The sequence below is a fragment of the Desulfuromonadaceae bacterium genome (genome assembly GCA_019429445.1).
In the GTDB taxonomy this organism is placed as follows: domain Bacteria; phylum Desulfobacterota; class Desulfuromonadia; order Desulfuromonadales; family JAHYIW01; genus JAHYIW01.
Genome location: JAHYIW010000017.1, coordinates 34,214 through 59,010, shown reverse-complemented (window position 1 = coordinate 59,010; position 24,797 = coordinate 34,214). Strand labels below are relative to the sequence as shown.

Sequence of the window (24,797 nt, the reverse complement as noted above, 5' to 3'; positions counted from 1 at the left end):
AGAATGGTCGTTATTCAAAATGAATGAAACGCTCGTTGATGGAAAAAGTCATGCAGCGGGCTGCAGCCGATTCATGATGCGCCACCCTTTGAGCAGATCGAGGGCGCGCATCAATTGATAGTCTTTCCTTTCAGCTTCGGCGGGCTGAAACGTCGGCGAAGACGGTACCTGGGCATTTTTGTCCACACCATTGGCGGGGGCTTCTATATGTTGCCGCAGGTCGCGCTCGTGGATGAATTCCGGGTCTTGCACCTCTTTTACCTCGACGGTCATAACCTCGATATCAGGGGTGATTCCCCGCGCCTGAATCGATGTTCCGCTCGGCGTATAGTAGCGCGCCGTGGTCAAGCGCAGGGCCGCCTGATCCCCCAGCGGCATGATCGTCTGCACCGAGCCTTTACCGAAACTGCGCGTCCCCAGGATCACCGCCCGGTGGTGATCCTGCAACGCCCCGGCAACAATTTCCGCCGCACTGGCGCTGCCGCCATTGATCAGCAGCACCAGCGGATAGTTCGGCTCCGTCCCTTGCTGACGCGCAGTAAACTGCATCCTGCTGCTTGCGTCACGACCTTCGGTGTAAACGATCAACCCCCGCTCAAGAAACAGGTCTGAAACGGCGATCGCCTGATCCAGAAGCCCGCCCGGATTGTTGCGCAAATCGAGAATCAACCCTTTGATTTCACCGGCATTTTCCAACCGCAACTGTTCCAGTATCGCAGCCAGCTCGACACTGCTGCGTTCCTGAAACTGGGCCAGCCGCACGTAACCGAAACCATCTGCCAGGGTTTTTCCTTTAACACTTTTTAACTTGATAATTTCTCTGGTCAGCTTGAATTCACGCGGTACGGTAAACCCCGCACGCATGATCGTGATCGTGACGTCGGTGCCGGGGGCGCCCCGCATCAGGTTGACCGCCTCGTCCAGCCCCAAACCTTTGGTCACAGTGTCCTCTATCTTGAGAATCTGATCCCCGGCCTCCAGTCCGGCACGATCCGCCGGGGTATCTTCCAGTGGAGCGATGATCGTCAGGATGTCGTCACGCAACGAAATTTCGATGCCAAGTCCGCCAAATTCACCCTTGGTATCGATCTTCATTTCGCGGTACATCTCAGGCGGAAGAAAGCTGGAGTGGGGATCAAGGGTGGCAAGCATCCCGTTGACAGCCCCGCGCAGCAGATCCCCGGCCTTGACTTCGTCAACGTAATTATGTTCGATCAGGGTGAGCACATCGGTGAGCAGTTCCAGTTCCCGGTAGCGTTCATCCTCGGCGTGAGCACCCACGACAAATGCGATGAGCATTAGAATAACAATCGATAATTTGTAACCACGTATCAGCATGACGAATCCTTTTATTGATGCTCAGCGTTGCGCCTGCAACCATGGCTGCGGATCGATCGGCGCGCCCTGATGACGAATTTCGAAATAGCAGCGCTCCGTGCTCCGGGCAATTCGCTCCCCGACAACGACAGCCTCTCCAGCCGTTTTGAACAATTGCTCGGCGTGGGCATAGAGTGAATAGTAGCTATCGCCGTGATCGATGATCAACAACTTTCCAAAACCGCGAAAAGTGTCGGCAAAGACCACCTGGCCGGACCAGACAGCATGCACCGGCTGCCCGGCGGACACCGCAAACTCCAATCCATTACTGTTGGTCAGAACGCCATCTCCGGGGAGGGTGCGCATTCCGTATCCGTACTTGATCGGGGCAAAGACCGGCGACTTGAGGCGACCGCGTTGCCGCGCAAACTTCCCGGTGCCCGGAGTATACGTAGCACGGCGGGACGATTCAAGCTTTTTGACCAGCGCCCGCAACTGCTCCGCCTGCTGCCGCAGTTGCAACGCCGTCTGCCGCAAATTCACCCCCTTGCTCTCCAGCCGAAGTAAAGTTTCCTGTTGTATCTTTTCGGCATGGCGCAATTCGCGCTGTTCATCAAGCAACCGTGTACGGGTCCGTTGCTGCTCCGCTTCGAGTGATTTCAGCTGCGCGATTTCTCTTTCCAGCCGTTGCTGCCGTGTCCGGGTTTCGTTGAGCAGTTGCTGATCGCTGGCGGCAATCCGGCGCAAGAAAAATAAATCTTCCGCCACGGAATCGGCCGCTTCAGTACCGAACAGAATTGGCAAGACCCCGCTGTTCCCTTCCTTGTACATCACGATCAGCCGCTTCTGCAACAGTTCGCGGTGGGCATGCTGCTGTTTTTTCATTTTTTTGATCGCACTGTTCACAGTCGCAATTTCACTGGTGAGTTGCGCTGTCAGCCGTTTGAGCGCATTGATTTTTTGGCCGATGCGATCCTGCTCGGTCTGCAATTTTTCCAGTACGGCAAATATGTGCTGAACATCCCCCTGATTGTCACGCAGCGCCGCTTCCGCCTGCTGAAGTTGCTCGGCGATTGCAGCCAAACGACGCCGGGTGTCTTGCAGTTCGTCAGCCTTCACCTTAGGCAGGGCGATAACAAAACAAAGCAGCACTACGGTCCCGAGCAGGATACGCGTCGATGTTGAAATCATTTCCGCAGCAACCGCCGCAGCGCGAAGGAACTTCCCAGCAGGCCGAGAATCACCCCGCTGACGATCACCATCACCTGCCATTGCCAGGGAAGGAACAACACCTCACCGATCCCCAGCAAGCTATGCAAAACGCTCAGATTTGCCGCCAGCACGGTCTGGAAAAGAAGGGCGACGGACGCCAGCGCCAGGACCCCTCCACACCCGCCCTGGATCATCCCCTCAACCAGATAGGGCGTTTTCAGGTAGTAGGGAGACGCACCGACCAACGCCATGATTTCCAGTTCGTCACGACGGCTGTAGAGCGTCAGCCGGATGGTGTTGGCAACGATCAATACCGCAGCGCAAAGCAAAAAAATGCCCAGCGTACCACCCACCAGCTTGATCACTGCGGTCAGCGCACGAACCCGCTCCAGCCACTGGCGACCATAGCGCAAATCGGCGACCCGCGGATCATTGCGCAACCGCCCGGCCAGCGCATCGATCTCATCGGTGTTTTTAAAATCAGCAGCAACTTTGAGAACTAATGAGGCGGGAAGAAAATCTTCCGGCAAACCATCGAGCAGATCGGCCCGCCGACTCAAACGCGCGCGAAAATCGTTCATGGCTTGCGCCGGGGAGGTATAATCAACTGCGGCAACCCCCGGCAAACGGAGCATCTCCGTGCGCCACAAGTCAAGCTCAGCCGCATCCGGCACTTGTTGAAGGTAGGCGACCATGCGCACATCTTGCCGCCAGCGTTCGGCGACCTGCTGTCCATTGATGAGCAGCACAGCAAACAGGGCAACGATCCCGAGGGCAACGGCGATGCTTAAAATCGTCGCAAGACTTAATACCGGGGTCTGCCGCAGATTGCGCCACCCACGCACAAACGGATAGCTAACGGTCCTGATCATAACAGATGAGTGTCCGGGGGGATCACCCGACCATCGGCCAAGGCAATCTCACGGCGGGCGTAACGCCGCATCAGCAGCCGATCGTGCGAGGCCATCAGGATTGTCACCCCCTGTTCGTTGATGTGTGTAAAAAGCTTGAGAATATCGCGACTGGTCGCGGCATCAAGGTTGCCGGTCGGCTCGTCGGCCAGCACCAGGACAGGATCGACGACCAGCGCCCGCGCGATCGCCACCCGTTGCTGTTCACCACCGGACAGCTCCGGCGGGCGCCGTTGCAATTTGTCCTGCAAACCAACAAAGCGCAACTGCTCGTTCACCCGCGCTGCAATCTCGCGTCGCCCCACCCCCTGAACTTCGAGCGGCAAGCCGACATTTTCAAAAACAGTTCGAAACGGCAGCAACCGGAAGTCCTGAAAGACAATGCCGAGAGATCGCCGCAACAGCGAAAGACGTCGCTCCGTCATCCGCGTCACATTTTGACCATTGACGAGAATCTGGCCGCGTTGCACCGGCTGTGCGGCATAAACAAGTTGCAACAGGGTTGATTTCCCGGCTCCGGAAGGCCCGGTCAGGTAGGTGAATTCGCCTGTGGCGACCGTGAAAGAGATATCGTCAAGAACCGCGCTGTTGCCGGGATACGATTTGCACACATTGTAAAGCCGGACCATCGCTCACCACTCGCGGTAGGGCGTACCGTCCAGTCCCATCAGGTCGCTCCCACTGTGAACATCAAAGACCCCGCCGGGAACAACAGTCCCGTCCTCCATCGGCTCGGGAGGAACCTCCTCCCAAGTGTCAGCTGAGTTGGTAAACGGGTCTTTGGGCAACTGCCGCAGATAACGCTTTGCTACCAGATCGTCAAGGCTGTCGGGATATTTGGCATTGTCCGCGAAATACGCATCGATAGACGTACGCAACTGAAACAGATCCTCCATCAGCACCGTTTCACGCGCCTTGATCAAACTGCGCTGATAACTGGGGATCGCCAGACTGGTCAGCGTGCCGACGATCGTCATCACCACCGCCAGTTCAATCAGGGTGAATCCGCGTTGGCTGACAATGCGCAATCGACCTATTTTTTGCAGGAAAGTTCTCACCATGTATTGTAATACGTCCCGTCGAGGGCGACTCCGTCGCTTTGTGAGTAAATATCGTAAATGTCACCGCCGCCATAAACCCGGCTGTCCGGTTCATCGCTATAGGCGCGCAGTCCCCACCCCTGCTCATACTCATCAAAGGGATCGACCGGGATGCGGCGCAGATATTTGCGCTTGTACTCATACATCCCGCCCCACGATTCGCCGGTGAGCAGAGCTTCCAGTTCGCGCGGATAACCGGTTTCGTTGATAGCGCTGATAATTTTTTTCTCTTTGACGGCGCGGTCAAAATCCTCTTTGTATGCGTCAATCGCGGTGCGCACCTGACGTAGCCCACGGCGCAGCTCAATTTCCTTGGAACGCCGCACGCTCATCTCGGCCAACGGCATGACTGCCGCCGCCAGCACGGCAAGAATCACCATTGTTATCAGCATTTCGATCAGGGTCAAGCCGCGACAATTTTTCAGGGTCCGACCGGGACTCAAATCAACGCACCTCGATATTCAGCGGTGCCACTTCTGTCGTCAGTCGTGTGCCACCGGGATCACGAAAATTGATCCGATCAAAATTCAAGGTGGTGAGCCCCTGGGTCAACGCCCGGAATGTCGCCCGAAACAGCACTCCATCACCGGAAGCACCGCTGCCTCCGGCACCCTGTTTCGCACCGACAATGATGCGCCCGGCGCTGCGATCAGGACTGCTGGTAAAAATGGTCGTGGCACCCGCCTGCTTCAAAAAATCACCTTCGTCAAGACGCACAAACTCAAGCATTTCTGGATCATAGTCGACAAAGAGCGGTGCACTGAATAACTGCCCGACCCCGGAAAGGACCGCGTCAACCGTGAACGTATCCCCCTGTTTGACCAGTGTTGCCCCGTTCCACGCCAGTCGCCCCCCGGCGGGAAGCGGCGGAATATCAAGTGGCGGGACGTTGACCACTTCCACCGGCGGGGCAATGTCGGGCATGGCAGTGTGCGGCATGCCGCCCGGCAGTTGCTGCATAGCCGTCATTGCGTCCATGCCGGGCAGGGTGGAAATTTGTTCGGTCGAGGTGTGATCTTCCGGCGCAGCGATAGGCTCTAGCGCACGTTGCCCCCCGGCGTCAGCCGCTTGTGCAGGGACCGGAATTTGCGGCGGCTCGTTGACTGCTGCCGTCAGCTCTTTGGCAAAAGAAGAAAAACGCGCACCGGCCTTGAGTTGATCCTCGCCCCCCGACCAGATGCTGGCAACATCGGCATCGGGAATGTTTAACTTTCGGACAATGTGTGGTGTAATCGAAAGAAGAATTTCGCGTTTGTTCTTGTCGCGTGAATATCCGGTGAACAGATCCCCCAACAAAGGAATGTCGCCAAGGAAAGGGATCGTCGACTTGCTCTGGTTGTTGTTGTCGCGGATCAAGCCGCCAATGATCGTCTGTTCGCCATCTTTTAATGTCAAGGCGGTCTGCGCATTGGTCGTGGTGATCGTCAAGGCTATCGAGCCATTGTTGGTTTGGGTCCGGTCAGAGACACTACTCACTTCAAGGGTTATCTTGGTAATGACGGTATTATCAAGCTGCACGGTCGGTTCAACATCCAGCTTGACCCCGACATCGACATACTGAATATTTTCTGTAACATTATCCCCGGAGGTCGTGACGGTGATCACCGGTTCACGCGTACCAACGTGAACCTTGGCCTTTTCCTTGTTTCTGACCCGAATTTGGGGATTGGCGAGGATTTCGCTGTCAGTTTTGGTTTTTGCCAAATCAAACGATGCACTGGGCAGGCCGTAAAGAAAATCGATCCCTCTTAAATCACGCAGCGATTCCAGCACAACGGGACCAATCGCGTTGGTCGTGACGGGACCTGTGCCGCCCGTCGTTGTGGTCAGCGCTCTGCTACTGTTGATCCCGACCTGAAGTGAGTAGTCACTCAGCTTCGGACCGATTTTCAACCCGTCCCCATGACTGATTTCGACCAGCTCCAGATCGAATATGACCTCGGCATCCTGGCGATCCGCCGCCTCCAGTAACTGTTTGGCCAGTTTGATCACTTCCGGAGTATCGCGTATTACCAGTGCGTTGAGTTCTTCATGCACATAAACTTTACGCAATTGCAGCATCGTCCGCAGCAGGTTGACCGCTTTTTTGGCGTCGATATTCGACAGATAGAAGGTCTGGATCACCTGATCTTCATATTGCTTGGCTTTTTCCTTGGAGAGCGGGTAGATAATAATCGATTTTGAATTGAGAATTTTCTTGTCGAGTTTGTTCATGTTCAGCAGCAGTTCCAGCGCCTGGCCGAAGGTGCCGTTTTCAAGCAGAATAGAGATTTTCTCCGAACGGATCTCGCCGTCAAAAATAAAGTTGATCCCCGACAATTGCGACAGAATATTGAACACATCCTTCAGGTCGGCATCCTTGAATTTGAGTGTGATCGGCTCATCGGAAGCAACCTCCAGCTCGACCCCGTCAATCAGCGTGCGCCCCTCGCTGCGGATTTGATCGTTCAGGGCCAGCGCGTCGGCCTGGTCAGGGTTAACCTTGAGAATCTCGTCGATGACTCGTTGCGCCTGCGGCAAACGCCGCTCTCGATAAAAAGCCCGCGCCTCATCCAGGCGGTTTTTCATCTCCAGCCGCTTACGAATCTTGTTCAGTTCATAACCAGCGACATCGAGTCCGGGGTCATAGCTTAGCGCCCGTTCCAGCTCGCCTGCAGCTTCGGCATATTGTTCTTCGTCGGTCAACCCCCGCGCCTGCTTCAGGTGGTGTTGCGCCGCCTCGGCGCGAGCGGTAAGCAGGGAGATACGGTATTCATGCTTGCCCGGATCTTCTTCGACGGCGGTGGTGAATTCATCGACGGCAGCGGCGTAGTCGTGGTGCAGCAATGCATCTTCACCGCGACTGAAGGCACGTTTCCCGGCACAGCCGGTTGTCATCGACAAAATCAGCACAATGAGAAGCCAGGTAAATGTTCTGTTAGTCATGCGAAATCCCTTTGGGAAAGTTGATCAATACTGGCGGCACGTCGGTATGCGCCGGGACCTCTGCGTCAACCGGCACCTCTTCCGCATCGACCGGGGACGTGCTGTCCGGCGCTGGCTCAATCACGGTCGGATGCGGGTACGGCACCACGGCAGGCTGCGAAACTGGCGGTGAAACAGCGGCGGGGTGATACCTTGCTGCACCCGGCAGTGTCGTTGCGGAAGGTATCTCATCCGGCACCAGCGGCGCTTGCTCAACCAATGAAACACTGATGAAACTCCCGCTGATGTGATCCGAAATTATCATTTTGTCGACAGTGATGGTTTGCACTTCAAAGCGTGACTGATCGCCGAAACGGTCTCCCTGCTTGACGATAAAAATTTCACCGGCGGCGGTCAGAAATACCGATTGCTGAAACTTTTTTTTAAGATAACCGAGAAAGGTAAATTGTGCCAACTGCGTCCGCACGACCTCGGCCACCGGCGCGGCGGATATTTCATCCGCCACCGGTTCAGGTGCGGGCGTGGCGACAACCTCCGGCTCAGGTGGCGGGGGGGGCGGCGGGGGCGGAGCACTGGCAGCAACCTTGCCGGTGAAAAGATCGCGTTTGATTCCGGAATATTTGCCCGTTTCATGTGTCAGCAAATCAACCCGCAGGCGTCCTTCGTAGAGACGCGCGACCTCTGCTGACGATTTATTTTCAGCACGGACGACTTTCTTGTCAGGCACCGGTGGTGCTTTTTCAAGACGTGGGGTCTCCAGCCAGGCATACACCAGTGACAGCATAAAAATAATGACGGCAATAACCATCAGCCGCTGGGAACGGGTCATGATTCCTCCGCCTTGAAGTAGGTGGTTAACTTCAAGCGCAAAGCACCGTCGCCGTCAGCACCGCCACTCAAGCCCAGGCTGTCGATGGTTATCAAGCGTCGCGACATTTCCAGTGAATACAGAAAACGTTTCACCTGGGCATAAGAACCTTGCAATGAAAATTGCAGCGAATAGGCAAGAATCCCGCTTTCCTCGATGATTTCAGTCTGATAGTTGATCGAGGCGAGGTTAAGTCCAGTCGCGGCGGCAAGGGTGTCCAGCTCACCGATCAGTTCAGAAAACTCCTGCTCCTGGGGAAGTATTTCGTCAAAGAGACGAAAATCCTCCAGATTGCGTTGAAACTCGGCAGCCGGGCCCTGATTTCTGGCCCGCCCGGCCTGTTCCAGACGAACCTCCGCCTGGCGTTGTAAATAGTTTTTTTCGAGCGTTGCCAGGCGGGGGATCGCTACTAGATGACGATAGCCGAGGATGCCGACCAACAATGGTGCCGCGATCAACAGCATTATTATCAGCGGTTTCTGGGTGCGCCACAGCAACTGAAAACTCGCCGCCACAATCATAAAATTTCTTTCCAAATCATACTGAGAGTAAACTGGACTTGCGTCGCTTCACTTTGCCCCTTACCCCCCTTAACCCGTGACTGACTCGCTAAACGCACATCAAAGAAGAATTCACTGCCCAGCAAACGGTCGAGGAGAAGCTGAAGGGTCGAAACATCCCGGGACCTGCCACTGATATTGATAACCCCGTCCTTAAGGTGTGGTGTAATCGAACTGAGGCTGACTCCTTCAGGCAAAATCGCTTCCAACCGGTCAAGCAGGGCCGTCCACCGAAAGGCATCTTCTTCCAGTAATCGGTTTGCCAAAACGATCCGCTGCCGTTGCTGCACAAGTGCCTCTGCCGAATAGCTGACCTGCGGCACGACCGGGGCCTGTTCCGCTGTCTGCCCCGGCGATTCTTCCAACGCAGAAAAACGCTCAACCAGTTGCCTGGTGCGATTATTTTCAGCCGCCAGCCCGATCAGGTTGTTGACCAGAAAAACCCCCAGAAGAACCAGCAACAGCGTCCCCCCGGCAGTCAGTGCCCGCCGGTTCGGGTAAGATTTAGTGGCCAGATTAATAGCAAGCTTCATGGTTTATAATAATCTTTCAGCCGCACCGATAGCTGCCGTCAAACGCAACGCGTCGTCTTTACCGAAACTGCTTGCGAAATTCGCCAGGCGATCAATTCTGGGGTCAAGAAGGACGATATCACGCTCAAAAACCGCTTGTAATCCGGTGATGTAATCATCAACGTCGACTGGCTCAATGTGGGCAAAAACCGTTGCCCGCCGCAACATGTGAAATTGCTCCCGCAAACCAACGATGGAGCGATTCACTTCCTGAAATACCCGATCGGGGTGTGCAGCCAGATACTTGACGCGGCAAAAAGTCAGGCACTTTTCGTGAAAGAAACTGATGATCAGATTGTCATTTTCGACCCCGATAAAAATAAAATCTTCCCCCAGGTCAAAGCGTCGCTGGACATAATAGTTAAAGAGCGCCAGGGCGTGCAGTTCAATCTGTACCGGCTGCAAACCGGCATCCTCCAGCACCTCTTCATATTGCTCGACCACCGCCTTGCTTAACAACCCGACCAGAACGCTGGATCGACCACTTTCCTCTTTGCGCAACGTCTGAAAATCGAGTTGCAACTCGCCGAGTTCCGCAGGCAGTTTTTTTTTCATCTGCCAGCGCAGAATTTCCCGCCCTTCAGCATGGCTTTTAAACGAAGTTTCAATCTCGGTCAACAGCAGCCGACCGGCGAGGTCCGGCAAGGACAGCGCAACCCGCTCCTCCCCTCCCGCCAGCCCATCAAAAAGATCCCGCAGATCACTGACCAGACCGGAGCGATTAATGATGTTGAGTTTATGGGGAGAAACTGTCAAACGTCCTGGCGCCAACGACAAAAATTTTCCGCCGCTCAGTGCCACACTTTTGCCGGCACGACGCAAGGAGACGGCACGCAACTCATAACCAGTTACATCCAGCCCCAGATAAGTTCTTCGCAACATATTCCTACTCGACAAAAGTCACCCGATCGATCTCCGGTAACGACGTTATCCCGGCCACCAGCTTTTCCACCGCCGAATCACGCAGGAAGACGGTCCCCGATTCACGCGCCACCTGTTTTAATCGCGCTACCGGCTCGCGGGTCATGATCAGCTCGCGCAAATGATCATCGAGCACCAGCAGCTCCACGATCGCACTCCGCCCCCGATACCCGGATCCATTACATTCCTTGCACCCCTCCCCCTCATAGAGAGGCAGATCGCGAAAGGTTGTGTAATCGAGCCGTGATTCTTCGAGACGCTCACGCGAATACTCAACCCGCTTTCGACAGTGGGGACACAACTTGCGCACCAGCCGCTGCGCGATGACACAATTGAGACAGGAGACAAAATTATACGGATCAATCCCCATATGCATGAAACGTCCCAGCACATCAAAAACATTGTTCGCATGGACCGTGGTAAAAACCAGGTGACCCGTCAAGGCTGACTGGACCGCAATTTGTGCCGTTTCCGGGTCACGGATCTCGCCGACCATGATCTTGTCCGGATCATGCCGCAAGATGGAACGCAAGCCACGCGCGAAGGTCAACCCTTTCTTTTCATTGACCGGAATCTGTACCACCCCGGCAACCTGATATTCGACCGGATCCTCAATGGTGATAATCTTTTCCTGATCACTTTTGATTTCACTGAGAGCAGCATAGAGACTGGTGGTTTTACCGCTCCCCGTCGGACCGGTGACCAGAATCATGCCGTAAGGCTCACGGATCAGCCGGCGGAAACGCTTCAGTTCACGCTCAGGGAAACCCAGCACTTCCAGCGTCAACCCTTTCAGATCGGAGGCAATCGACTCTTTATCGAGAATCCGGATAACGGCGTCTTCACCAAAAACACTGGGCATGATCGACACCCGGAAATCGATCGATTTACTCCCCAGACGAACCTTGAAACGCCCGTCCTGGGGGATTCGTCGCTCAGAGATGTCAAGTTCACTCATCACCTTGATCCGCGAAATAATCGGCCCCTGAAAGCGGCTGTCGAGAGTCTCGGTCGCCCGATAGAGCACCCCGTCGATCCGGTATTTGATCACCACACCTTGCGGTGTCGATTCAATATGAATATCACTGGCGCGTTTTTTCAGTGCATCGTAAAGGGTCGAATCGATCAGGCGAATAATCGGGCTGGCGTCGTCGGCGAGCTTTTCCAGAGAAAGGACTTCATCCCCCTTGTCACTTTCCTTGACCAGTTGCAGTTTGAAATCTTCCGAAACTTCCTGCAGCACACGATTGGAGGTATCACCCTTTTCAAGGAGCTGATGAATCCGGCTGGCAGAACCGACCTTGAGAATAAGTGGTTCCCCCAACAGAAGTTCAAGATCGTCGAGATTTTCAACGTCAGTTGGATTGGCAACAGCAACAACCAGCCCCTTATCGGTGCGTTTAATCGGCATGAAACCGAATCGCTGTGGCGCTCCGGAGGGTAACGATTCGAGGAGCGCGGCTTCCGGCAGAAAAAACTCCAGATCAACATATTCCAGCCCATATTGGCTGGCAATGGCCTGCGCCAGGGTTTCATCGCTGAACAGCCCTTCCTGGACACCGGTTTGGCCGAAATTGGTTCCGGAAATCTTTTTCTTGGCCAGCAGGAGATCAACCTCGGAGGGCGTCAATGTCCCCATCTCAACGAGAATTTCTCCTAATTTTTTTCGTTGAAAACTCACCTGCTTACCTCACTCATCATCCGGCGGTCCCGGCAAGCTGGAAGATCGGAATATACATGGCAACAATAATTCCTCCCACCACCACCCCCATCGTCAACATCAGGATCGGCTCAATCAACGTTGTCAGCCGATCGAGACGTTGTTCGACTTCCGCTTCATAATAATCGGCCACTTCGCTCAGCATCAACTCCAGTGAACCACCGGCTTCACCGACCGCCAGCATGCGTAGCGCAATCAACGGAACAAATCCGGTCCGTTCCAGCGCAACGGAAAACTCCCCGCCTTCCTCAACCTGGCGGGTCGCAACCTTCAGTTTTTCTTCGAGGATCCGGTTATTCAACGCGCCGCGTGACATCTGCATTGACTGCACCAGCGGAACACCGCTGGCCAATGTCGTTTCCAGTGTTCGACAAAAATTGGAAAGCGCATAATCAGCGAATAATTTACCAAAAAAGAACAATTTGAGTTTTATTTTGTCACGCAGCAACATGCCGTTAGCGCTGCGCAAGTAAATCCGTCCTCCCCAGATCGCGGCAAGCAGCAGTGGCAGCCAAAAGATCACGCTGCCAGCCAAACCATGCGCCACCGTGATCAACACCCGCGTCAAAAACGGCAGTTTCATGTTGGCGTCAGCGAACACCCGTGAAAAGGTCGGAATCACGTAAAGCATCAGGAACAGGACCACGCCACACACCGCGCCCATCAACAACAGCGGATAAAAACTCTCTTTGCGCACCTTGGCCTTGAGCGACTCGACACGTTTCTGATACTCGATGTGGCGCTTCAGCATGACCGGCAAATCGCCGGTGCGTTCTCCTGCCCGCAGTGCGGCAATATAAAGGTTGGAAAATATGTGCGGATATTTTTCGAAAGCTTCTGACAAGGACGCTCCGCCCTTGATGCTTTCGCGAATATCCTGAAGGGCCTCAAGCAGTGCCCCCGCCTCCATGCGCTCAATCAACGTGTCGAGTGCCTGCAGAATCGGCAATCCGGAACGCAACAGGGCAATCAGTTCCTGATTGAGCGTCAACAGGCGTCGTCCGCTCACCCTGGTGTGTGTTCCGTGTGAAAATAAATTCAGTGACCGGTTGCTGATCCGGAAAACAAAGAACCCCTGTTCTTGGAGACTTTCACGCAATACCTCGCGATCAGCGGCATCGAAATCTTTTTCGAGCACCCGTCCGTCAGCAGTTCCTATTTTACAACGAAAGCTTGGCATAATTGCGCATAGTAGCATGGAGAAAAACATATTTAAATTAAAAAGGGCCGACGCAAAACGTCGACCCTTGCAGCCACAAGAATGAATAAAATCAGTATGTTCTTGGATTATGTTCGACACCATGACAGACCAGGGTGCAACTGCCATGAAAGGCGGCAACGCCTTCGGCTTTGTATTCCCGCTTGCCTTCTTTGGTCGGTTCAACCACCGCTTGATTAAAAGTCAACAGGTAAGGATTCATCGTACTGCCATGGGCATCATGACAGGTATAACAGCTGGTGCCGGGTTGATCCGGACTGAACCCCTGAATGTGCTTTTGATGCAAGGAAAAACTTTCATTGGACAAGATACTGCCCCGATCGTGACAGGTGTAACACAGGGCATAAGCAAAGGCGCTTTCCGGGTAACCATCCTCTGTCTCGTAGTTCCGTTTCAGCAAACCACGGTAAATTGAACCGTGCGGTCCGCCGGGAGCGTCAGGCTCATCGCTGCCATGGCAGTCGGAACAACTGATTATCGAAATATCGGCAGGTTTGTTTTTCCGTGCGGCGTAAGGCTGCAGAAGACTGACAACGAATTCACGCTTCCCTTCCCCCTCGACCGGATGAAAGGAGGGGTTCGTGGTTTTGAATTCATTATGCTTATCGGTTGAAAAAGCGGGCAGATTCGCACTGAACGAATGACACAGGTAGCACAGCTCATATTCCTGCTCGATTTGTGACACCAGATTGCCAACGCGTTTCCCCTTGATCCCGCCGAACGGCGTTTCAATATCGGTCGAATGTGATTCGTGACAATCGACACATTCCGCATGGCGGGGGGCGTTGACTTCTTCCTCGGGAAGAAGTTCGTTACTGCGGTGAGCACCACGCACCGACAGAACCGGATGAGCATAGGGTTTACGCACCTCGGCATCAATATCAGCAAGATAACCAACCGCGCGCTCTTTCAAATAACCGCGTTTGACCATAATGTCGCGCCGCTCGGCAGTACCGTGACAATCGAGACAGACCCCTTCCTCACCACTGATAACCATGGTCATGCCCCGGTGACAGGCGCGGCATGATTTTGACATCAGGGAGCGATCACCGTGGACCCCTTGCAGCTTGCTCTGGGCAAAAGAAGTGCCCCCCGGCCAGCATAAGAAAAGACTGAACGCAGCAAGCAGGATGATACAGGATCGTTTTATAATAAACATGTCACATCCCATGGGGGTCACTTGCCGGGGGCGGATTATAATCTGCCACATGGCAGGCATTGCAAATCGCGTCATATTCCGTCGCTTCATTCAACCCGGCCCCGCGCCAGAAAGGCAAATCATACGCCCCACCGGCACCGTAGGGTGCCCGGCGAGCCCCGTCAGCGAGATCGGAATTGAAGTGCGGATCATGACAGGTGGTACACTGCATGCGCTGCTGACCGTCAAGATAAGGGGAATTGAATTGGTATCCTGCCCCCAGCGCCGTGACCACCGACGAATTGTAGACAAACGAGATCGGGTGCGTATTCCCTAAAGAAACGTCATCAAAAATCATTTGCGGATTTGTAATATAGTCGCTATTTAAAGACATGGTGATAAACATATCGTTCACCATGGTGCCGATGGCGGTAGCACCGTCATGACACGACAGACACAGCTTGCTCGCACCGTTCGGATATTCGCCGCCATTATCATAATCGGCCAGAGCCCTGGTTGCGGGAGTATCGCGAATCTGAATCGTTGATGCGGAATTATAGACGGGGAAAGACCCCATCAAAAGCGGGTCGGGACGCCCCCATAACGGTGTATCTGGCGTCGCACCATGCGGGGTATGGCAGAACACACAGATGCGTGTTTCGTTGGGATCACCGGTGTCGGCTGCTTTAATCGCAGCTTGACTCATATTTGACAGGTTGTGCGGGTTGGGGTTCACCCCATCATTTTCCCCCAGATAGAGGGGAGCAGAGGCTGCAAATGCCGCAGCAGAAAAAAAACTGCAAAATAAAAGTAGAATAAAAAAGCGAATAATCACTGTAGGCTGGTCCTGACAAAAAAGAATTCTACATGTAACTTCCAATAAGCACACGATAAGCCAAGCAGATGCTATCTGCTAACCAAGACCAATGTGCAAAAAATGCGCCATTTTATAAAGATGCCTAATCGGTTAAATAGGTAAAAATCTGGATACGCTGATTGTAACTGTCGACAACGTAAAGCCGGTTATGGCGATCAATAAAAAGTCCGGCAGGAAGCGAAAACTCGCCACGTTCGGTCCCTGTTTTACCGAACGCAAGTAACAATTGCCCCTCCTGATTGAAGATCTGCACATTATCCAGCAGCGCGTCAGCGACATAGAGATGCCGTTCACTATCGATCGCAACTCCGCGAGGTCGCGCAAAGCTGCCCGGCACATCACCGATTTTTCCGAATACACTTAAAGACTTGCCAACTTCATCAAACTTTTCAACCCGAAAGTTCATCGAATCTGTAACATAGAGTTGTTGCTCTGTATCAACCGCCAAGTGGACGGGAGAGTTAAAGCCATGCTCAGGGGCCGCCTGACCTTTGATAACCCCAAGAAAGCTGCCATCGGCAGCGAATTTAACCACCTGATGGCGCGTAACATCGGCAACATAAAGGGTTGAATCTGCATCGAACGCCACCCCCCCCGGTCGCCCGTAACCACCTTCCGGAACCCGTTCGCCAAGCAGGGTGCCGTCAGGGGTAAAAACAAAGACGGTATTCAGAGCAGAATCCGCAACCGACAAAATATCTTTAACCGGATCGTAACTGATTCCGGTCGGAGACATCAAATACCGCCCGGACAAAACTTGCAAGATAGAGACTTTTTCCCGACGCAAATCGAAACAAAAAATAGTTCGCTGCGGGGGGTCAGTGACCCAAACCCTTCCATCACCGTCGGCCGCCACACCGAACGGCACGGAAAGTGCGAAATTCTTGTCTTTTTCCCCGCTTAACCAGCGAAAAAACGTGGTTCCAACATTATTGGACGAGAAATCAGCCGACCCGTGCAATGAACGCAGGTATTTTATGCGCGGTTGCGCGGGGGGGACAGGCCAGACCAGTTCAGGAGAATCACCACGCCAACGAACCGGCTGCTCCGAGCGAAGAACACAGGAAGACGACAAAAGAAGTAGTGCCGTCGCTGATATGGCTAAAAATGAACGGTGCATCTATGCGCGGGTCACTCAAGAAAAACTTCGGCAGTGTATTTTTCTTTCAAAGAGTTCATCCAATCAGCATAGAGTTGATCGCGAAGCTTTTTTTTCATTTCCATCAGGATACTGGTTTTAACTTCGTCATATTCCAACTGGCGAGGTGGGTTCTTTTCCGTCAACTTAATAATATGATAGCCGTAAAGGGACTCAACAATGTCAGAAATTTCACCGACCTTGAGTTTTTTGGCCGCATCTTCAAAAACCTGAACGGTCTGACCTTCATGGAACAGACCGATGTCGCCGCCGACCATCTTGGAACGATCATCGGAATTGTAATAGGCAAGATTGTAGAAATCTTCACCCTGTTTGGCACGCGCCAGCAACTCTTCAGCTCTGGTCCACAATGCAGCGCGCTCCTCCTTGTTTGAAGCGGGATCAATCTTGATCAGAATATGACTGGCGCGAAATTGCTGAGGGCGAAAAAAGGCATGCTTCCGACTCTCATAGGCATTACGAATGGCGCTCTCATCAATTTCTATCTTGTCGTCGACATTGATTTTTTCTGCTTTTTCAGCCAGCAACTGTCGATAGAGAGAGGCCCTGTACCCTGACGGTTTTTCTTCACCAAAGGCGGTGGAAAATTCTTTTTCAGAAGGAAATTTGTTGCGCAAAGCGGCCATTTTTGACTGAACAGCTTCATTTTCAACCGAAACCTCAAGATCCAGGGCAGCACGAACTTTATAAGCACTCTCAATCAGGGCATCAAGGGCTTCCTGGCGAATTTTCTTCACTTTATCCGCAGAGATTCCAGAATGAAACGAGCTGCGCAGTGGAACAATCTTCTGGACCGCTCTGTCCAATTCGTAAATTGTCACCGGGATTCCACCTACTTTTGCAACAACCCCGGCAGATGGCGCGGCACAAACAAGGGCAGGAAAGGTAAAAAACGCGAAAACAATCGATGCAACAGTAACGTGAATGAGTTTCATCCGTTTCTCCTGGTGAGACGTAAAGTTTGCCATCCAAAAATTTGCAGGCGACATATTAAAAGGGCGGCTCGTTCGAGCCGCCCTTTTAAAGTTGAATGGCGGGGCTGACGGGACTCGAACCCGCGACCTCCGGCGTGACAGGCCGGCGTTGTAACCGACTCTACTACAGCCCCAGACGGAGTGAAGATAATGCATCACAGCGATTTTTAAATGGTGGGCGAAACAGGGCTCGAACCTGTGACCCTCGGCTTGTAAGGCCGATGCTCTCCCAGCTGAGCTATTCGCCCTGAAAATAATGGCGGGGCTGACGGGACTTGAACCCGCGACCTCCGGCGTGACAGGCCGGCGTTGTAACCGACTCTACTACAGCCCCGCAAAACACGAAAACAGGAAACCAGCTGCTACCTCAAGACGAAGCACTGCAGCTTCTGTTTCCTGTTACCGTTCTTAACCTGCGGAAAGCAAGGATTTAGTTTACTGCGTCCTTGAGTGCTTTGCCCGCTTTGAATTTTGGCGACTTGGCTGCCGGGATGTTGATTTTTTCGCCAGTCTGGGGATTCTGCCCAGTCCGTGCAGCACGTGCACCAACACTGAACGTACCGAACCCAACCAAAGAAACCTTGTCTCCAGCTTTCAACGCTTCACTCACAACGTCAGTAAAAGACTTTAACGCTTTCTCAGCTTCAACCTTGGTCAAACCTGTTTTTTCAGCCATTGCATTGATCATATCTGCCTTGGTCACAACATACCTCCGTGCATAAATAAGAGTAACAGACTGTTTCGAAGCGAGGTTAGATATAGCAGAACCCCTATCCGAGTGCAAGAAAATATTTACACAAAAACGGCTTAATGACGCATTTGTGTCGCTGCGGTCCCCACGACCTTGCGCTCAATATTTTCCCCGCCAGAAATCGCGGCAACGCCGAAAGCGTACACCAGCACTTCGTCCATATGGGCGACAGGAATTATTTCCAGTGCATTACGAATCGACGCGGGCACATCAAGTAAATTTTTCTTGTTATCGTCTGGAATCAGTACGCGTTTCATTCCGGCGCGTTTTGCCGCCAGTAATTTTTCCTTTAAACCGCCGATCGCCATGACCCGACCACGCAAGGTGATTTCACCCGTCATCGCCAGCTCGCGATCAACAGTCTGTCCAATCAGCGCCGAAGTCAAAGCTGTCGCCATTGTAATCCCGGCGGATGGTCCATCTTTTGGCGTCGCGCCATCCGGCACATGAATATGGAGATCGATTTTCTGGTAAAAGTCCTGCTCCAGCGACAGCTCGCGCCAACGGGAACGCACATAACTCATCGCCGCCTGAGCGGATTCACGCATGATTTCCCCCAGTTTCCCGGTGACGGTCAACTTTCCCTGCCCCGACAAGACGGCTGTTTCAATCAACAGAACATCGCCGCCCACTTCTGTCCAGGCCAGCCCGGTGGCAATCCCGACCCGTTCTTCTTCTTCGGCGACCCCATACGAGTAGCGTCTTACCCCCAGATACTTCGCAATCTGGCGCGTCCCGACAGTGAAATTTTGATCTTTACTCGCTCGCCGCACGACTTCACGTGCGCACTTGCGACAGACTGCAGCAAGTGCGCGTTCCAGATTGCGCACACCGGCTTCGCGGGTATAGTAACGAATAATTTCGTAGAGTGCCCCGTCAGTAAAGCTCGCCTGGTCAGGTGACAGGCCATGGACTTCAAGCTGCTTGGCGATCAGATAGCGCCGGGCAATATGCAGTTTTTCCTCTTCGGTGTACCCCTCGATATGAATAATCTCCATACGATCACGTAACGGCGCGGGGATCCCGTGAAGCGAGTTGGCGGTAGCCACAAACATGACGCTCGACAGGTCGTAATCAACATCCAGAAAGTGATCGCCGAAAGCATGGTTTTGCTCCGGATCGAGAACTTCCAGTAACGCGGACGACGGGTCACCGCGAAAATCGGTACTCATTTTGTCAATCTCATCAAGGAGAAAAACCGGATTTTTTACGCCGACCTTACGCAGCCCTTGCATAATCTTGCCAGGCATCGCGCCGATATAGGTCCGTCGATGCCCGCGAATCTCCGCTTCATCCCGCACGCCACCAAGAGACATGCGAATAAATTTGCGGGTCATAGCGCTGGCGATAGAGCGCCCTAACGAGGTTTTACCCACCCCCGGAGGGCCCACCAGACAGAGAATCGGGCCCTTGATCTTGCCGACCAGAGACTGAACAGCAAGATACTCGATAATGCGTTCTTTAACTTTTTCGAGACCATAGTGGTCCGCTTCGAGAATCTGCTCCGCGATCTCGATATCGTGCCGGTCCTTGCTCCCCTTCTTCCACGGTAAAGCGACCAGCCAATCGATATAGTTGCGTACCACCGTCGCCTCGGCTGACATCGGCGACATCATTTTCAGTTTACGGAGTTCGCTCTGCGCCTTTTCGGTCGCCTCCTTCGACATCCGTTTCTTGTCAATCTTTTCTTCAAATTCGCGCAGCTCCTGCTTGAACTCATCCTTTTCGCCCAGTTCTTTCTGGATAGCCCGCATCTGTTCATTCAGGTAATATTCTTTTTGACTGCGCTCCATCTGACTTTTAACGCGTCCGCGAATTTTCTTCTCAATCTGCAGGATCTCAATCTCACGCTCCATCACTGCCAGCAAAGCCTCCAGGCGGTGGTGCGCGTCAAACGTCTCCAGCAGCTCTTGTTTATCGGCGATACGAATATTCAGATGGGCGGCAACCGAATCAGCCAAACGCCCCGGCTCATCAATCCCGTTGACCGATGCAAGGATTTCCGGCGGAGCTTTTTTACTCAAATTGATGTAAAGTTCGAAGGCATCCAGAACGCTCCGCTTGAGTGCTTCAGATTCGGAGGTATCTTCATCAACTTCTGCGTGCAGCTCAGCCGTGATATAAACAATTTCGTCACTCTCGTCAAACGCAGTAATCCGTCCCCGTTTTTGCCCCTCGACCAGGACCTTGACAGTGCCATCAGGGAGTTTTAACAACTGGATAATCTGCCCGATGGCCCCCACCGGATAGATATCATCCGCCACCGGATCATCTATTTTCGGATCCTTCTGCGTGGCCAGAAAAATCAGTTTGTCGTTTTCCATTGCCGCTTCAAGGGCCGCAACAGAACGTGGTCGACCGACGAAAAGCGGAGTAATCATGTAGGGGAAAATTACAATATCACGCAGGGGAAGGAGCGGATAACTCGCTGTTTCAGGCAGCAATATGGAGGTCATACGGTGTACTCCTTACAGAGAAACGGAGCGCGTGCGCCGCTTCGCAGGATCAGGCTGATTCGGCGCAGTCGTGAACGATGATCGGACGCGCTTTACGCAAGATCACTTCCTCGTTGATCACGACCTCTTTGACTCGATCCTGAGAAGGAATTTCGTACATGATATCAAGCATGGCGTTCTCCAGAATCGAACGCAGACCACGCGCGCCGGTTTTGCGCTTGAGTGCTTCACTGGCAACCGCGACCAAAGCGCTGTCAGTGAATTTGAGAGTCACTTTTTCCAATTCAAACAGGCGTTGATATTGCTTGACGAGAGCGTTTTTCGGCTCTTTGAGGATTTCGATAAGCGACTCTTCGTCAAGTTCACCAAGGGTCGCCACCACCGGCAGACGGCCAATAAATTCAGGGATCAATCCGTACTTGAGAAGATCAGCTGGTTCAAGTTCCTTGAGAACATCGCCAATCGGACGATCACCGCTCAACTTGACCTCGGCACCGAAGCCCATACTCTTGTTGCCGGTCCGTTGGGAGATGACCGTCTCCAGGCCCGAGAACGCGCCGCCGCAGATAAAGAGGATATTGGTGGTATCGACCTTGAGAAACTCCTGTTGCGGATGCTTGCGTCCCCCTTTCGGCGGAACGCTGGCGGTCGTGCCCTCAATGATCTTCAACAATGCCTGCTGAACACCTTCTCCGGACACATCTCGGGTGATCGAAGGCGAGTCGGTCTTGCGCGCAATCTTATCAACCTCATCAATATAAATAATGCCGCGTTGCGCCCGCTCCAGATCATAATCAGCGGCCTGAAGCAGATTGAGAATGATATTTTCAACATCTTCCCCGACATATCCGGCTTCAGTCAGATTGGTCGCGTCAGCAATTGCGAACGGAACATCAAGGACTTTTGCCAGGGTCTGTGCCAACAATGTTTTGCCACTGCCGGTCGGACCGAGGAGCAGAATATTACTCTTCTGAATTTCAACGTCACCACTCTTCGCAGAGTCATTGATGCGTTTGTAATGATTATAAACCGCAACGGAAAGAACCTTTTTCGCCCAGTCCTGTCCGATCACATACTCATCAAGCGTCTCCCTGATTTCTACCGGTTTCGGCAGGGACTCTTTTTCGGTGGCACTTTCGTCGAGTTTGCTTTCCTCGGCAATAATATCTTTGCACAGGTCAATACACTCGTCGCAGATATAGACCGAAGGTCCCGCTATCAGTTTTTTGACATCTTCCTGCGATTTCCCGCAAAAAGAACACGTTAATTGATCCGAACGATTTTCATCACGACTCACGCGTCTCTACTCCTGTTTTTTCGCAGATGTTTTGTTAGCAACGATCTGGTCAATGATACCATAATCTCTTGCCGCGGCACTACTCATGAAAAAATCGCGATCCGTGTCAGCGGAAATTTTTTCGATCGGCTGCCCGATGTGATCGGCGAGGACGCCATTGAGCGTTTCACGCATACGCAAAATTTCCTGAGCATGAATACTGATATCCGTCGCCTGCCCCTGAAACCCGCCAAGCGGCTGGTGGATCATGATCCGGGCATGCGGCAGGGCAAAACGTTTCCCGGCCGCTCCGGCGGCAAGCAGAACCGCCCCCATGCTTGCAGCTTGTCCGACACATATCGTCGATACCGGCGTACGCAGATACTGCATAGTATCGTAGATGGCCATCCCGGAAGTAACGATCCCTCCGGGGGAATTAATGTAGAGATGAATATCCTTGTCTGGATCTTCTGACTCAAGAAAGAGCAATTGGGCAATGATCAAATTAGAGAGGGAATCGTCGATTGCGCCACCTAAGAAAACAATCCGGTCTTTCAGCAGGCGCGAATAAATATCGTACGACCGCTCGCCCCGGCCAGTTTGCTCCACAACCATCGGGATCAAGTGCATGGTGTTACTCCTTAATGGCATCCTGCTTGGCGGCCAATTCGTCCTTCGTTACTTCCTTGATGTGCGCCTTTCCCAGAATCAGCTCAATGGCTTTTTCTTCAGCGATCTGCGCACTCAGGCCACGACGCGCCTCGGCGCTTGCGTAGTGCTTTTTAACCACATCAAGCGGCGCACCGGCCATTTCAGCCACTTTTGCCAGTTTTTCATCAAAATCACCATCAACGACCTCGATTTTTTCCTGACGAACAACGGCCTCCAGCAGCAAACTGCCCTGCACCTGCTTGACAGCTGCGTCACGATACATCTGGCGGAACGACGCGTCACTCATGCCGAGCATTTCCAGAGACATGCCCTGCTGTTTCATACGATTGCGGGTGTTGTCGAGCATGTAGTCCAGCTGTGAGTCGACCATCGCGACAGGAACTTCAATGTTGTTCCGCTCGACCAGCTTTGCCATCATTCTCTCGCGTAATTCACTGTTAATGCGATCAACTTCCTGCGCTGAGTAGATTTGTGTCAACTGCTGCCGCAATTCTTCAGCCGTCTCCATGCCGAAACCTTGAGCAAACTTATCGTCAAGTTTCGGCACGACCTTTTCATTAATCTCCTGCATGGTCACTTTAAAGGTCGCAGCTTTACCCGCCATCTCTTTATTTCCGTATTCTTCCGGAAAAGTCACCTCAACAATACGCTCTTCATGACGCTTCATGCCCTCAATCTGCTCTTCAAAACCGGGAATAAAGGTATTCGAACCAAGTTCCAGCTGGTGACCGGTCGCCGAACCACCAGCGAAGGGGACACCATCAATCGACCCGGAGAAATCAATGACCACAAAATCACCCTGGCGTGCTTTCTTCCGGGTTGTTGGCTCCATCGTTGCGCGTGATTCGAGCATTTCCTCCAGACGCGAGTCAACCGCCTGGTCATCACCAACGTAAACTTCCTTTTCCAGCTCAAAGCCGACATAGTCCCTGGCTTCAACTTCCGGCTTGATCTCGACCTCGGCAACGTAGGTAAACGCCTGACCCGGCGCAACTGTTGAACTTTCGGTAATCTGCGGATCGGACACCGCAAAGACCGCTTTTTCAACCAATGCCTGGGGATAAGACTCATTTATCAACTGTTGAAAAGCATCCGACTGAGCCTGCGCTGCATAGTTATTTTCCAGCACACGGCGCGGTACTTTCCCTGGTCGAAAACCTTTTACTTTGGCCTTTTTGGCAATTTTCTGATACGCCTTTTCAATTGCGGCATCAACCTGCTCAGTGGGCACCTCAAAAGACAACTTTTTCTTGACGCTGCTGATATCTTCAATCGTAACATTCATTGTCGCATGGCCTCTTTTCTCTTCAATTATCTTGCCTTCGTCCCAAAATGAAAGACCGCGGCCACCGGGGTCGCGGGAATATTTTGCTGGTGCGAGAGGGGGGACTCGAACCCCCACGGTTACCCGCTGGATCCTAAATCCAGTGCGTCTGCCAATTCCGCCACTCTCGCATTAGACACACCGGTAAAATTCTAGCACACCAAAAATTTGATGCTCTCGCAAAAACTCATGGGATGGCTAAGCGAAAATTTCGTCCTACAAGGCCTGGTGGTTTTTCAGGGGCGAAGACCTGCATCAGGTAGGTCGAGGTCCTGAAAAATCAGCGTAACGCAGCAGGGCGGACTTTTTGCGACGCCATCAAAAATTCAATAAACAACAAAGCCCGACTTTCCTTCGACTTATCCACGGCATTGCCGCTACAATCGCTCGGGGAAAGACGGGCCAGAATAATCAATTGGGGTGAGTGATGGGGCTCGAACCCACGACAACCGGAACCACAATCCGGAGCTCTGCCAACTGAGCTACACTCACCGCAAAATTGAAATCAGGATACTAACCAAAGGGCACCACATTGTCAACGGTAAAACCGCACCCGGCACCTTTAATACTGCAACAGGTGAAAATGGCGCGCCAGGAAGGACTTGAACCCTCGGCCCACGGCTTAGAAGGCCGTTGCTCTATCCAGCTGAGCTACTGGCGCGTATGGTCGGGGAGACAGGATTTGAACCTGCGACCCCCTGCTCCCAAGGCAGGTGCGCTACCAGGCTGCGCTACTCCCCGATTTTATCTCCATCCTGAGTTTGGGTCGCAATCAATACCATGAAAAATAGTGAAAAACAAGTTTTTTTAAACGCGCCATCCGCCACAAAAAAACAACCTCGGCA

Annotated in this window: 22 protein-coding genes and 7 tRNA genes; all 29 read right to left on the bottom strand. The window is 53.0% G+C overall.

Going from position 1 to position 24,797, the window contains the following annotated elements:
* Nucleotides 1-48: 48 nt before the first annotated feature.
* The 29 genes from K0A93_08535 to K0A93_08395 all read right to left on the bottom strand — a co-directional run bounded on the left by K0A93_08535 (nt 49) and on the right by K0A93_08395 (nt 24,693).
* Nucleotides 49-1,338 (bottom strand): S41 family peptidase, encoded by a 1,290-nt coding sequence (locus tag K0A93_08535; GenBank protein ID MBW6512139.1) that lies wholly within the window; start codon nt 1,336-1,338, stop codon nt 49-51.
* A 21-nt stretch (nt 1,339-1,359) separates the two neighbouring features.
* Nucleotides 1,360-2,508, bottom strand: coding sequence for a peptidoglycan DD-metalloendopeptidase family protein (locus K0A93_08530; GenBank protein MBW6512138.1), 1,149 nt, complete (start codon nt 2,506-2,508; stop codon nt 1,360-1,362).
* A complete protein-coding gene (locus K0A93_08525; protein MBW6512137.1) occupies nt 2,505-3,401 on the bottom strand; it encodes an ABC transporter permease in 897 nt (298 codons plus the stop codon). The genes K0A93_08530 and K0A93_08525 overlap by 4 nt, the downstream gene beginning before the upstream one ends.
* Nucleotides 3,398-4,069 (bottom strand): cell division ATP-binding protein FtsE, encoded by a 672-nt coding sequence (gene ftsE, locus K0A93_08520; protein ID MBW6512136.1) that lies wholly within the window; start codon nt 4,067-4,069, stop codon nt 3,398-3,400. The genes K0A93_08525 and ftsE overlap by 4 nt, the downstream gene beginning before the upstream one ends.
* A 3-nt stretch (nt 4,070-4,072) precedes the next feature.
* A complete protein-coding gene (locus tag K0A93_08515) occupies nt 4,073-4,501 on the bottom strand; it encodes a type II secretion system GspH family protein (GenBank protein ID MBW6512135.1) in 429 nt (142 codons plus the stop codon).
* On the bottom strand, nt 4,495-5,001 hold the full coding sequence (locus tag K0A93_08510) for a type II secretion system GspH family protein (protein ID MBW6512134.1): 507 nt from the start codon (nt 4,999-5,001) through the stop codon (nt 4,495-4,497). The genes K0A93_08515 and K0A93_08510 overlap by 7 nt, the downstream gene beginning before the upstream one ends.
* A complete protein-coding gene (locus K0A93_08505) occupies nt 4,985-7,465 on the bottom strand; it encodes a hypothetical protein (GenBank protein ID MBW6512133.1) in 2,481 nt (826 codons plus the stop codon). Before K0A93_08505 ends, K0A93_08510 begins: the two co-directional genes overlap by 17 nt.
* Complete coding sequence (locus tag K0A93_08500) at nt 7,458-8,294, bottom strand: hypothetical protein (GenBank protein ID MBW6512132.1); 837 nt, start codon at nt 8,292-8,294, stop codon at nt 7,458-7,460. The genes K0A93_08505 and K0A93_08500 overlap by 8 nt, the downstream gene beginning before the upstream one ends.
* The gene (pilO, locus tag K0A93_08495; GenBank protein MBW6512131.1) at nt 8,291-8,854 is read right to left on the bottom strand and encodes a type 4a pilus biogenesis protein PilO; all 564 of its coding nucleotides are present in this window, start codon (nt 8,852-8,854) and stop codon (nt 8,291-8,293) included. The genes K0A93_08500 and pilO overlap by 4 nt, the downstream gene beginning before the upstream one ends.
* The gene (locus K0A93_08490) at nt 8,851-9,426 is read right to left on the bottom strand and encodes a PilN domain-containing protein (protein ID MBW6512130.1); all 576 of its coding nucleotides are present in this window, start codon (nt 9,424-9,426) and stop codon (nt 8,851-8,853) included. The genes pilO and K0A93_08490 overlap by 4 nt, the downstream gene beginning before the upstream one ends.
* A gap of 3 nt (nt 9,427-9,429) precedes the next feature.
* Nucleotides 9,430-10,347 carry a hypothetical protein gene (locus K0A93_08485; GenBank protein ID MBW6512129.1) on the bottom strand — a complete coding sequence of 306 codons (918 nt, stop codon included), beginning with the start codon at nt 10,345-10,347 and terminating at the stop codon, nt 9,430-9,432.
* 4 nt (nt 10,348-10,351) lie between these two features.
* Nucleotides 10,352-12,025: a Flp pilus assembly complex ATPase component TadA gene (gene tadA / locus K0A93_08480; GenBank protein ID MBW6512128.1), complete on the bottom strand. Its 1,674-nt coding sequence runs from the start codon at nt 12,023-12,025 to the stop codon at nt 10,352-10,354.
* A 58-nt stretch (nt 12,026-12,083) separates the two neighbouring features.
* A complete protein-coding gene (locus K0A93_08475) occupies nt 12,084-13,286 on the bottom strand; it encodes a type II secretion system F family protein (protein MBW6512127.1) in 1,203 nt (400 codons plus the stop codon).
* Between the two features lie 91 nt (nt 13,287-13,377).
* Nucleotides 13,378-14,484 (bottom strand): cytochrome c3 family protein, encoded by a 1,107-nt coding sequence (locus K0A93_08470; GenBank protein MBW6512126.1) that lies wholly within the window; start codon nt 14,482-14,484, stop codon nt 13,378-13,380.
* Between the two features lies 1 nt (nt 14,485).
* Complete coding sequence (locus K0A93_08465; GenBank protein MBW6512125.1) at nt 14,486-15,169, bottom strand: hypothetical protein; 684 nt, start codon at nt 15,167-15,169, stop codon at nt 14,486-14,488.
* Between the two features lie 253 nt (nt 15,170-15,422).
* On the bottom strand, nt 15,423-16,460 hold the full coding sequence (locus K0A93_08460) for an SMP-30/gluconolactonase/LRE family protein (GenBank protein MBW6512124.1): 1,038 nt from the start codon (nt 16,458-16,460) through the stop codon (nt 15,423-15,425).
* 11 nt (nt 16,461-16,471) lie between these two features.
* Complete coding sequence (locus tag K0A93_08455; GenBank protein ID MBW6512123.1) at nt 16,472-17,434, bottom strand: peptidylprolyl isomerase; 963 nt, start codon at nt 17,432-17,434, stop codon at nt 16,472-16,474.
* A gap of 96 nt (nt 17,435-17,530) precedes the next feature.
* Nucleotides 17,531-17,607 (bottom strand) — tRNA-Asp (locus K0A93_08450).
* A gap of 38 nt (nt 17,608-17,645) precedes the next feature.
* A tRNA-Val gene (locus K0A93_08445) sits at nt 17,646-17,721 on the bottom strand.
* 9 nt (nt 17,722-17,730) lie between these two features.
* Nucleotides 17,731-17,807 (bottom strand) — tRNA-Asp (locus tag K0A93_08440).
* 96 nt (nt 17,808-17,903) lie between these two features.
* A complete protein-coding gene (locus K0A93_08435; GenBank protein ID MBW6512122.1) occupies nt 17,904-18,176 on the bottom strand; it encodes an HU family DNA-binding protein in 273 nt (90 codons plus the stop codon).
* A 104-nt stretch (nt 18,177-18,280) separates the two neighbouring features.
* Nucleotides 18,281-20,680, bottom strand: a complete 2,400-nt coding sequence (gene lon, locus K0A93_08430) for an endopeptidase La (protein ID MBW6512121.1) — start codon at nt 20,678-20,680, stop codon at nt 18,281-18,283.
* A 49-nt stretch (nt 20,681-20,729) separates the two neighbouring features.
* Entirely contained in the window at nt 20,730-21,977 is a 1,248-nt protein-coding gene (clpX, locus tag K0A93_08425; protein MBW6512120.1) for an ATP-dependent Clp protease ATP-binding subunit ClpX, read from the bottom strand.
* 6 nt (nt 21,978-21,983) lie between these two features.
* Nucleotides 21,984-22,586: an ATP-dependent Clp endopeptidase proteolytic subunit ClpP gene (gene clpP / locus K0A93_08420; protein ID MBW6512119.1), complete on the bottom strand. Its 603-nt coding sequence runs from the start codon at nt 22,584-22,586 to the stop codon at nt 21,984-21,986.
* A gap of 4 nt (nt 22,587-22,590) precedes the next feature.
* The gene (tig, locus tag K0A93_08415; protein MBW6512118.1) at nt 22,591-23,913 is read right to left on the bottom strand and encodes a trigger factor; all 1,323 of its coding nucleotides are present in this window, start codon (nt 23,911-23,913) and stop codon (nt 22,591-22,593) included.
* Nucleotides 23,914-24,000: 87 nt separating this feature from the next.
* A tRNA-Leu gene (locus tag K0A93_08410) sits at nt 24,001-24,083 on the bottom strand.
* Nucleotides 24,084-24,368: 285 nt separating this feature from the next.
* Nucleotides 24,369-24,444 (bottom strand) — tRNA-His (locus K0A93_08405).
* 92 nt (nt 24,445-24,536) lie between these two features.
* Nucleotides 24,537-24,613, bottom strand: a tRNA-Arg gene (locus K0A93_08400).
* A 3-nt stretch (nt 24,614-24,616) separates the two neighbouring features.
* Nucleotides 24,617-24,693 (bottom strand) — tRNA-Pro (locus tag K0A93_08395).
* Between the last annotated feature and the right edge of the window lie 104 nt (nt 24,694-24,797).